General features: G+C 65.7%; 8 protein-coding genes. 3 read left to right on the forward strand and 5 right to left on the reverse strand.

Annotated elements, in window-relative coordinates; genetic code table 11:
• Positions 1 to 33: 33 nt before the first annotated feature.
• A complete protein-coding gene (locus tag AB8808_RS16180; RefSeq protein ID WP_369930634.1) occupies positions 34 to 672 on the reverse strand; it encodes a hypothetical protein in 639 nt (212 codons plus the stop codon).
• Positions 659 to 1,189: an RNA polymerase sigma factor gene (locus AB8808_RS16185; RefSeq protein ID WP_369930635.1), complete on the reverse strand. Its 531-nt coding sequence runs from the start codon at positions 1,187 to 1,189 to the stop codon at positions 659 to 661. The genes AB8808_RS16180 and AB8808_RS16185 overlap by 14 nt, the downstream gene beginning before the upstream one ends.
• A 51-nt stretch (positions 1,190 to 1,240) precedes the next feature.
• Between AB8808_RS16185 and AB8808_RS16190 the strand changes: the two genes are divergently transcribed.
• Complete coding sequence (locus AB8808_RS16190; RefSeq protein WP_369930636.1) at positions 1,241 to 3,070, forward strand: M14 family metallopeptidase; 1,830 nt, start codon at positions 1,241 to 1,243, stop codon at positions 3,068 to 3,070.
• A 38-nt stretch (positions 3,071 to 3,108) separates the two neighbouring features.
• On the opposite strand, the gene AB8808_RS16195 is transcribed toward AB8808_RS16190, so the two are convergent.
• Both AB8808_RS16195 and AB8808_RS16200 read right to left on the reverse strand, forming a co-directional pair.
• On the reverse strand, positions 3,109 to 4,731 hold the full coding sequence (locus tag AB8808_RS16195; RefSeq protein ID WP_369930637.1) for a multicopper oxidase family protein: 1,623 nt from the start codon (positions 4,729 to 4,731) through the stop codon (positions 3,109 to 3,111).
• Positions 4,724 to 6,442: a phospholipase C gene (locus AB8808_RS16200; protein ID WP_369930638.1), complete on the reverse strand. Its 1,719-nt coding sequence runs from the start codon at positions 6,440 to 6,442 to the stop codon at positions 4,724 to 4,726. Before AB8808_RS16200 ends, AB8808_RS16195 begins: the two co-directional genes overlap by 8 nt.
• 243 nt (positions 6,443 to 6,685) lie before the next feature.
• On the opposite strand from AB8808_RS16200, the gene AB8808_RS16205 reads away from it, so the two are divergent.
• Both AB8808_RS16205 and AB8808_RS16210 read left to right on the forward strand, forming a co-directional pair.
• Positions 6,686 to 8,824 (forward strand): M13 family metallopeptidase, encoded by a 2,139-nt coding sequence (locus tag AB8808_RS16205; protein WP_369930639.1) that lies wholly within the window; start codon positions 6,686 to 6,688, stop codon positions 8,822 to 8,824.
• Positions 8,825 to 8,942: 118 nt separating this feature from the next.
• Positions 8,943 to 9,095, forward strand: a complete 153-nt coding sequence (locus AB8808_RS16210) for a hypothetical protein (protein ID WP_506193229.1) — start codon at positions 8,943 to 8,945, stop codon at positions 9,093 to 9,095.
• Here AB8808_RS16210 and AB8808_RS16215 read toward each other — a convergent pair.
• A complete protein-coding gene (locus tag AB8808_RS16215) occupies positions 9,077 to 10,192 on the reverse strand; it encodes a glycosyltransferase family 9 protein (RefSeq protein ID WP_354517053.1) in 1,116 nt (371 codons plus the stop codon). The two genes, AB8808_RS16210 and AB8808_RS16215, sit on opposite strands and share 19 nt — an antisense overlap.
• Positions 10,193 to 10,223 lie beyond the last annotated feature (31 nt).

A 10,223-nucleotide genomic window follows, 5' to 3' on the forward strand; every position in this document is an offset into this window, starting at 1 on the left:
GCAAATTATCCCTATCGGGCGCTTAGTACCAGCTTAGGGATCGGTTGAGGGGCGGTCGATGTCACGAAAACGGGCTACTTCATCCAGGCGAGCCTGTGCCCGTCGCACGGCGCTGCCGCCCTGCGCCGGGCGCAGAAAGGAGACGGCAGCGAAGACACCCACGCAGACGAACGCAGCCAGCAGGTTCCATACGACGAAAGCCGGGTTCACGACAAGAATGTCCACGCCGAGCATGCCGAACACACAGACGATCATGGCTACCCACATGAACGAGCCCACCAAGCCGAACCAGCGCCCTTCTCGAATCCGCCATGCCCTGAGCGCCACGATCCGCGCTTGCACGTCGAGGACAGGCAAACTTTCGTCCAGTCCCGTCGCCAGCACCAGGCTTCGCGCTGCGGCAGCAATCATGGCAATGCCGTAAAGATGAAGCAGCAATCCGCTTACCAGCAGGCCGGAAGTCTGTCGATGTGCCATCCAGAAAGCGCCTGCTTGCAAAGCCAACCAGGTGCCCACCAGCAGTTGCACTATCTGCCCCCCGATCAACGGGCGTAACTCCGTACGTACCCCGCTTATCACCGTACGGGCCTCGAGAGCATCACGGGAGCGTTCCACACGATCCAGGCGCTGATCCAGCTCCGCCCAACCTGCCCGCAATTCATCGAGTTCCACGATCGTCTCCTTTGATGAGGCCGTTGCCGGTCAGATCCCGACGCAGCCGTTGTTTGAGGCGCGCGATGCGCGTGCCGACGTTCGACTCACTGATGCCCATGACAATGGCGATTTCTGCATGGGACAGGTCATCGAGATAAAGCAGGGCAAGAGCACGCTCCAGCGGCGCCAGGGCTTCGATAGCGGCCCATAGCATGGTCAGTCGCTCATCGGGCTCCTCGATGGGCGTACCGCCGCCAAGCTTGTCGATCACCGTTTCATCGAGCGGATGGTGGTGCTCCCGCACCCGACGTGCGTGGGAGAGCCCGACGTTGAGGGCCACCCTGTACATCCATGTGGAGAACGATCGTGACGTATCGAAACGGGGAAACGAACGCCACACCTGCAGCGCGATGTCCTGGGCGAGATCGCGCCGATCCTCTTCACTCCGCGCGTAGACCGCCGCCACCTTGAAAATGATTTTTCGGTGGATATGCAGAAGCATGTCGCACTCGCGTCGTCTTGCCTCGTCTGCCATGCCAGCTCCTCTTTCCCCCATGATTCGCCGCGAGGAGAAAAAAATCACACAATGCCCCATTCCCCGTCCTCCAAGGCCCGGCCACCCGTGACCCTGCCCACCCGAATCCTCCTCGCCCTTGTCGCGCTGCTGGCAATGACGGCCCACGCGACAGACACCTGGACCACACCGGCGGAGGCCTCTGGGTTTCGTACCACGCCCTCCTATGCGGATACCCAGGCGTTCCTGCGCCGGCTGGCTCATGCGGCGCCTGAGACGATTAGGCTGGCCACCTTCGGCACGACGCCGGAAGGCCGGCCCATGACGGTGGTGATCGCCGCGGCCGATGGCGACCTTACGCCCGAGCGCGCCCGGGCCGCCGGTAAGCCGGTCGTGCTCGTCCAGGCGGGCATCCATCCCGGCGAGATCGAGGGCAAGGACGCCGGGCTGATGCTGCTGCGCGACATCGCGGTGCTGCACACGCTGCCGCACCTGCTGGATCACGTAGTGCTGGTGTACATCCCCGTCTACAGCGTGGACGGCCACGAAAACAGTGGCCCCTACTTCCGCATCAATCAGAACGGCCCGGCGGAAATGGGGTTTCGCGGGCAGTCGCAGTACCTGAACCTCAACCGCGACTACGTCAAGGCCGACGCCCCCGAGACGCGTGCATGGCTGGGGCTGTGGAACACGTGGAACCCCGACTTGCTGGTCGATATCCATACCACCGACGGTGCGGACTACCAGTACGACCTCACCTGGTATGCCGAGGATGCGCACAAGCTGCCGCCGTCGATCGCCGCCTGGCAGGCCCGAGCGTTCACCGACCAGACGATGCCTCGTTATGAGGCACTCGGTCACCTCGCCTCGCCCTACCTCGAATTCCGCGACGGCCGCGATATCACCAAGGGCATCGAGAACTTCGGCTCCGGGCCGCGCTTTTCCACCGGCTATGCGGCCATCCGCAACCGCGCCGGGCTATTGATCGAGACCCACATGCTGAAGTCGTACGAGGTGCGTGTGCGCGCTACGTACGACGTGGTGCGCAGCCTGCTGGCGGTGGTGAACGACGATTCGTCCGCGTTGCTTGCCGCGTCGCGTGCGGCGGATGCCTGGGCGGCGTCACGCGCCGCACAGCCGGGTGCCTCGCTACCGGTGACGTTCAGGCAGGACCCGACGCCCAAGCCGTTCCAGCTGAAGGGCTTTGCCTTCACACAGACCAAAAGCGAGATCTCCGGCGACACCTGGGTCCGCTACGATCCGTCGGTCAGGAAGACCTACGATATCCAGAGCTGGAACGATCTGCTGCCCGATGTCGCCGCACCGCTGCCCGCCGCGTGGGCCATTCCGCCGCAGTGGACGGAGATCGTCGCGCGGCTAGACGCGCATGGCATTCCCTACACGCGCACGACAGCGCCGTTGAAGGTCGAGGCCACGCGCGACACGCTCACCCGGCCGGTCTGGGCGGACAAGCCGTTCGAAGGCCACCACATGCTCAAGGACGTGGCCATCGCGTCCGCCCGGGAGAGCGTGGTGTTGCCTGCCGGCACGGTCATCGTGCGCGCCGACAACGCCGATGCCGTGCTCGCGCTGAACCTGCTCGATGCACGCGCGCCGGATTCCCTGCTGCGCTGGGGCTACCTCAACGGCATCTTCGAACAGAAGGAATACGGCGAGCCGCGCGTGCTGGAAGCGCTCGCCCGGAAGATGCTCGCCGACGACCCTGCGCTGAAAACCGAATTCGACCGGAAGCTGCGGGACGATGCGACGTTCGCGGCCAGCCCGCGTGCGCGGCTGGCTTTCTTCTACGAACGCAGCCCGTGGTACACGGTGCAGAAGGTCGGCGCCTACCCCGTACTGCGGTTGGCCAACGCGGCACTGCAAACGCTGGCGCCGCGCTGACCGCGGCGCCCGTTGCCTGACTTACCAGGCACGGTGGCTCAGGCCACCACCTCGAACGGACGCATCATCTCGTTCGCCTCGTGCTCGGCCAGATGGCAGTGCCACGCGTAGCGTCCGGGGAAGCCGTCGAAGGTGGCGACGATGCGCGTGACCATGCCCGGATACGCCTGCACCACGTCCTTCCAGCCACGCTCGTGCGGCGGCGGTTCCTGCGCCGGCCCCACATAGCGGATCGTCTTCTTTTCCATATACTCGTCCACGTCGTACGGACGCCGATCGAGGATCTGGAAACGAACCAGGTGCAGGTGGATCGGATGGGTATCCTCGGTGAGGTTAACCAGGTTCCACATCTCGGTGCTGCCGAGCTTTACCGACTCCGTCACCGGATCGTGCCAGCGCTTGCCGTTGAGCAGCATCAGCATGGGCGTGGCGACGCAGTCGCTGTATTCGTCGAGGGTCAGCTCGCGGGTCTTCGACGCGGTGGACGCCGTCACGCGCGGCAGGTCGCGCAGCACGTCGGGCACACGGCTGTCGTCGCGAACCGCGCCCTGCCCCACTGCGAAACGCATGAGCGGCAGCGCATCGTTCATCAGCTCGACCGTACCGCCGCGCAACGCGGCAAAATCGACCACGATGTCCGCACGCTCGCCCGGCGCCAGGAAGATCGATTTCATCGTCGATGGCGACGCCAGCAGACCCTGGTCCGAGCCGATAACCTGGAAAGGCCGGCCGTCGCGGAAGCGCAGGTGGTAGAAACGCCCGTTCGCGGCGTTGAGCACGCGCAGACGGTAACGACGCGGCAGCACATCCGCTCGTGGCAGCACCACACCGTTGACCACGGTCAGGTTACCGAATACCTCCGGCACCCACGGGGCCTTGGCGTCACCGGAATCGGGATAATACAAACGGCCGTCCGTATGCAGCAGCCGATCGGCCAGTACCAGCGGCAGCTCCTGCTCGCCCGCGGGCAGGCCGAGCGACAACTCGTGCTCGTCGCGCAGCAGATACATACCCATCAGCCCGGCGTACATGTTGAGCCGATTGATGCCCATCGCATGGTCGTGGTACCACAGCGCCGTCGCGTCCTGCACGTTGGCATAGTGGTGACGGCGCGAGACGCCGGGCACGTACCAGTCCTCGGGATAACCGTCGTCCGCGTGCGGCACCTTGGCCCCGTGCAGGTGCACGATGGCGCGGACTTCGGGCTTGTCCGCCTCGGCACCGCAGATCGCGTGGTCGACGGGAAGGAAATGCTTGCGCGGGAGCGCGTTTTCCCAGATCACATCGATCGGCTGACCCGTGCGTGCCTCGATGGTGGGGCCGGGGTAATGCCCACCGTAGGTCCACAAGGTCGTGGGCGGCAGGTCGCGGTGCAGCTTCTGCGCGGTCTGCGCCATGCGCACGTGCAGCGGCTTGCCATGCACGGCGTGCAGCACGGGCGGCAACGGCAAGGCATCCACGAACGGTGCCAGGCGTGCCGGATCGACCAGCCCGGGCATCCGGCTGGTATCGCCCATGGGATGCATGCACAACGTGTTGCCCACCTTGCCGGCCGGCGCCGCGTGCATGCCGTGCATGTCGTGCGCGAGCAACCGCGACGGGATCCATCCCGCCGCGGCCGCCCAACCCGCCGTCGTCAGGAACCGACGGCGATCAACCATGCCCACCGTTCCCGTTCGGCCACTGCGGCCAACCCGGCCAGCCGCCGCCAGCGTGCTTCGGCTGGCCGGTGGTTTCGTCGAGGATCAGCTTGCGATCGAACAGGCGTGGCAGGAAGAAGTCGAACATGCCGTCGATGCGGCCAGCCTGTGCATCGCTGGAACCGCCACCGATACGCTTGCCGGACAGCCAGTTGTCCTCGATGAAGCGCGTGATCGAACTCTGGTCGGTGATGCTGTGGTCGACCATGTTCTCGCGGGCCCACGGCGACACCACCAGCAGCGGCAGGCGCGGACCGAAGCCGCAGCGGCCCTGCGCCGGCGTCTTGCCATCCAGCCCGGGCAACGTGCCGTGACCCTTGCATACACCGTCGCCATCGAGGGCGTCGGTGCTGCCGACCGAACCGTTGACGCGCGGCGGCGCCTGGTGGTCGTACCAGCCATCGGAATCGTCGTACGCAATGATGACGGCGGTGTCCTTCCAATCGTCGCTTTGCTGCAGGGCGTTGATCACGTGGACGACGAAGGCCTGCTCGTCCAGCGGATCGGAATAACCGGCATGGCCGTCCTGGTACGCGGGCGCCTTGAGGAAACTCACCGCCGGCAGGTGCCCGGTGTCCAGCGCGTCGTAGAAATCGTGGGTGTCGTACTGGTGATTGGCCGCATCGGTACGGCCGATCATGGCCAGCGACGTGGGACGCGCGTGCGTCGGATTGGCGGTGGAGGGGTAGTACTGGAACGGCTGGTGATGCTGGCTGTAATCGTTGGAGGTGACCTTGGTCACCGCGGACAGGGTATGCCGGCCGCACCCCGTGCTGCCGTCCGGGTTGGTCACGCCCAGGTCGAAACCGCCCTGGAACCAGCCCCAGGTCACCTGCTGCTCGTTGAGCAAATCGCCGATGTTGCGACCACCCATGGTCACCTGGTTGGCCGTGGGCGAGGAACAGACATCGCCCAGCGGATCGGGGTCGCCGATCATGGTCAGCCCGCCGTGGCCGTCATCGGTTTCCGCACCGGTACCGTTGAGGGTGTCGATCACGCCCGCGGTCTGCCCGGCGATCAGGTTCACCGCGCCGGGAGTGGAGGGACCGAAGCCGGTGCCGTAATGGTTGTCGCTCAGGGCGTAGCGCTGGGCGTAGTTCCAGTAGGCCGTGACGGTGTTGCCGTCGTAATAGCCCATGACCTGGCCCTTGCCCTCTTCCGCGGCGTCGCCGCCGGGCAGCGTCTCGCCGCGGCCGGTGTAGCGCGGAAAGGCATCCATGCGACCGCCGTCGAAGGCGCGCTGCTCCGACGTATAGCCGTGATCCTGGTCGGCGGTGGCGGCCTGCGCGCGACTCAACCGGAACGGGTTGATCGCGGCGTCGGCATTGCCGGTGTTGGCCGCATTGGGGTTGGCGGTGAGCAGCCGATGCGTCAGCCCGTTCACCGGCGGCGTGAACGGCCGGGCGTAGAAAGCGGGTTCGCCGGCCGGATTGGCCGCGAACGGATAGGTACCGAAGTAGTGATCGAAGGAAACGTTTTCCTGGAAGATCACCACGAGGTGCCGGATCGGCGTGGCCGTATGCGGGCCCCTGCCATGGCCGTGGCCGAAACCGAAGCCCAGGGCATCCTCGACGGACGTGGCCTCCGCGGGCGCGGTCTGCTGGGCCACGACGATGGACGCGCCGGACAGGGTGAGCACGCAGGCGATGCCCGCAGCCAGTAACTTGCGCATGACGATGATTCCTCGATAAGACGATCGCATTGCGTGAAGACCGCACCCCCTGTGACGCGGCGACGCCCTAGTTTGCGAAACGCGGATGACAGTCCGGCGTCACTTCGCCGCGATTCCTTGCGGAATATGCCGAACCATGACTTTCGTCACGGTTAGCCCTGCGCCGGCCCGCCAGCCGTTATCCTCGGGCAGTGCGGCGCCCGGGGGGTGCCGATGTACGTCACTTTCCATCGAGGGACATCCATGACCAAGCAGTACCTGAAGCCGCTCGCGCTGGCCTTGAGCATCGCGCTCGCCGGCACCGCGTGCAGCCAGCACAACGATGCCGACAGCGCCGCGCCGGCCGCCAACGCCCCGGCCGCGACGGGCAGCGCGCCCGCTCCGGCCACCACGGCCGCCGCCGCGCCTGCAGGCCCCACGTTCAACGTGGCCGACCTGGACACCGGCATCGACGCTTGCGACGACTTCAACGGCTTCGTCAATGCCAAGTGGGTGGCGGCCAACCCCATTCCGGACGACCGTACCCGCTGGGGCGCCTTCGACCAGCTGGCGGAAACCAGCCTGAACACCCAGCACGACATCGTCGACGCCATGGACAAGGGCGCGGCCAGCGCCAAGGCCGGCTCGATCGAACAGAAGATCGGCCTGCTCTACCGTTCGGGCATGAACGAGGATGCCATCGAGAAGGCCGGCATCGAACCGCTGAAGCCGGAGCTGGCGAAGATCGACGCGCTGAAGTCGCCGCAGGACATCGTGGACTTCCTCGACAGCAGCTTCAACGACGGCAACGGTTACGTGTTCGGCTTCGGCGCCGGCGCCGACTTCAAGAACGCCAAGATGCAGATCGGCTTCACCCAGCAGGACGGCCTGGGCCTGCCGACCAAGGATTACTACACCGATCCCAAGCAGGCCGACAACCGCAAGGCCTATGTCGACTACATCGTCAAGACGTTGACCCTGGCCGGCGTGTCCGACGCGGATGCGAAGACGCAGGCCGACGCCATCATGAAATTCGAGACCCAGCTCGCCGCGGCCTCGCTCTCGCCGGTGGAACTGCGCGCACCGGAAAACCAGTACCACTTCGTCAGCGTGGCGGAAGCGGACAAGGTCACCCCGCACTTCAACTGGGAGAAGTTCTTCGCCGCCCAGGGCGTCACCGTCGACAAGGGCTTCTCGCTGTCGCAGCCGAAGTTCTTCAAGGCGTTCGACACGATGCTGGCGACCACGCCGGTCTCCACCTGGCAGGCCTACCTGCGCTTCCACGCCATCGACAGCGCCTCGCCGTACCTGTCCAAGACCTTCCAGGACAACAAGTTCGATTTCTACGGCAAGACCCTCGCGGGCCAGCCGCAGCAGAAGCCGCGCTGGAAGCGCGTGCTCGGCACCGTCAACACGTCCATGGGCGAAGGCCTGGGCCAGCTGTACGTGGCCAAGGTGTTCAAGCCGGAAGCCAAGCAGCGCGCCAGCGAGCTGGTGGACAACGTGCGTAACGCGCTCAAGTCACGCCTGGAAAAGCTCGACTGGATGAGCGACGAGACCAAGCAGAAGGCCATCGCCAAGTGGAACACCTTCCTGCCCAAGATCGGCTACCCGGACAAGTGGCGTGACTGGTCGGGCCTGGACGTCAACGGCGAGAACTACTACGGCAACGTCGAAGCCGCCGGCAAGTTCAACTACCACTACGACATCGCCAAGATCGGCAAGCCGACCGACCGCATGGAATGGGGCATGACGCCGCAGACGGTCAACGCGTACTACAACCCGACCGACAATACGATCAACTTCCCGGCCGCCATCCTGCAGCCGCCCTTCTTCGACGCCAACGGCGACGACGCGATCAACTACGGCGGTATCGGCGCGGTGATCGGCCACGAAGCCAGCCACGGTTTCGACGACCAGGGCAGCCAGTTCGACGGCGAAGGCAACAACAGCAACTGGTGGACCAAGGCCGATCGCGCCAAGTTCGACGAGCGCACCGCCAAGCTGGTCAAGCAGTTCGACGAATACACGCCGCTGAAAGACAAGCCGGACCTGCACGTCAACGGCAAGCTGACCCTGGGCGAGAACATCGCCGACCTTGGCGGCACGGCCGTGGCATACGACGCTCTGCAGGAAGCGTTGAAGAAGAATCCGAAGGAAGCGGAGTCGAAGATCGACGGCTACACCCAGGACCAGCGTTTCTTCCTCAACTGGGCCCGCGTGTGGCGCGGCAGCGTGCGCGAGAAGCAGGCCATGCTCTACCTCAACACCGACCCGCATGCACCCGCCTCGCTGCGCGCCATCGGTGCGCCGTCGAACATGGAAGCCTTCGCTACCGCGTTCCAGTGCAAGCCGGATGCGAAGATGGTTCGCTCGGGCGACAAGCAGGTGAAGATCTGGTAAGCGCCGTCAATCGCGCCTCGTAGATCAGAAGACGCCGCACGCCTTGTGCGGCGTCTTTTTTCGGTCCGGAGAAATCACTCACTCTAAAAACGTCCTGTTCAACCGACTGGTACCGAGTGTGCGACGCGGCGGGCTTATCGTCCTGTTCGGCCACACGCCGGTGCTGGTCGACGTCCATGAAAGCGCGGCACGCCATGGCTTGCGGGTGCAGCGCAGCGCTGCGCCTACCGGTACCGACGGCATCGTTCCCTACTACGTGCTTCGTGTGTGAAGCCGTCGGCCCAGCAGGTGCGCCGCCACGCGCGCCGCTGCCTGCCGCGGGCAGCCGTCGTCGCAGGTCACGGCGGCATTGTCGCGACCATACGGCGCGTAACGTTGCGGATCGGTCGGACCGAAAAGACCCACGGTAGTCGCGGTGGTCGCGGCCGCCAGGTGCATCACGCCGCAATCCGCACTGACGTAGGTGCCGGCGGCTTCGATGAACCCGGCCAGCTTGCGCGGATCGCTGGTGTAGTACGTCGGATAGCCGCCCCCCAGACGCGACTGACCGTCGGCAGACACCAGTTCGACGATACGCATGTCGCCGGTCTTCGCCAGCAACGCCGTGGTGAAGTCGCTCCACCATGCCGCCGGCAGGCGCTTGGAGCCTGTGGCGTTCGGGAAAATCGCCAGTACCGGTCGTTCGCGCGGGTCGATGATGTTCAAAACGCGTGCCAGTGCGTTGATGCCGCAGCCACGTTCCTGGTCGGTCAGGCGCAGGTCCAGCAGGGGAATATCGGCGTCACCCGCGACGCCCAGCGCCCAGCGAAGGGCCTGCACGGGACGCGCCGCGAGGTGCAACGGCAGACCCTCCGTCGGCATCGCGTCGGTGCGCAGCTGGAATCGCGCTTTCGTGAGCATGGCCGCCAGACGACCCGAGGACGAGCCCGCCGCGGCATCGATCACCAGATCGTACCGACGCGCCCGCAGTTTGCGCAGCGCGCCGAGGGTCCTCAGCGGATGTCGCACGGCACGGCGGTCGAGCGTCGTGCAATCCCCCACGATGTCGAATCCGCGGAACACGCCGTGCGCCGCGGGCCCCGCCGAAAGGATATCCACTTCCGCACCGGGGAAGCGCCGTTCCATCTCGACCAGCAAAGGCGTGAGCAGCAGGGTGTTGCCCAGGCGATGGTTCGGGCGGCACACCAGGATGCGCTGGATGCCCATCGACGGCAGGCTCGCGGCGCCGACCAGGTTCTTCGCCGGCGGGAGCAGATGGTTCACCAGCCAGGTGGCCATTCGACGGCGCCAGAGCGCGCCGTGACCGTGCATGGGCACACGGGCGGCCTCACTCGACGAAGCGGCGGGGGCGGATGCGAAAGGAGACATGACAGGCTCTGGCGGTAGTCAGGCACCCACG

The organism is Xanthomonas sp. NCPPB 2632, from assembly GCF_041228075.2.
Lineage (GTDB): Bacteria > Pseudomonadota > Gammaproteobacteria > Xanthomonadales > Rhodanobacteraceae > Luteibacter.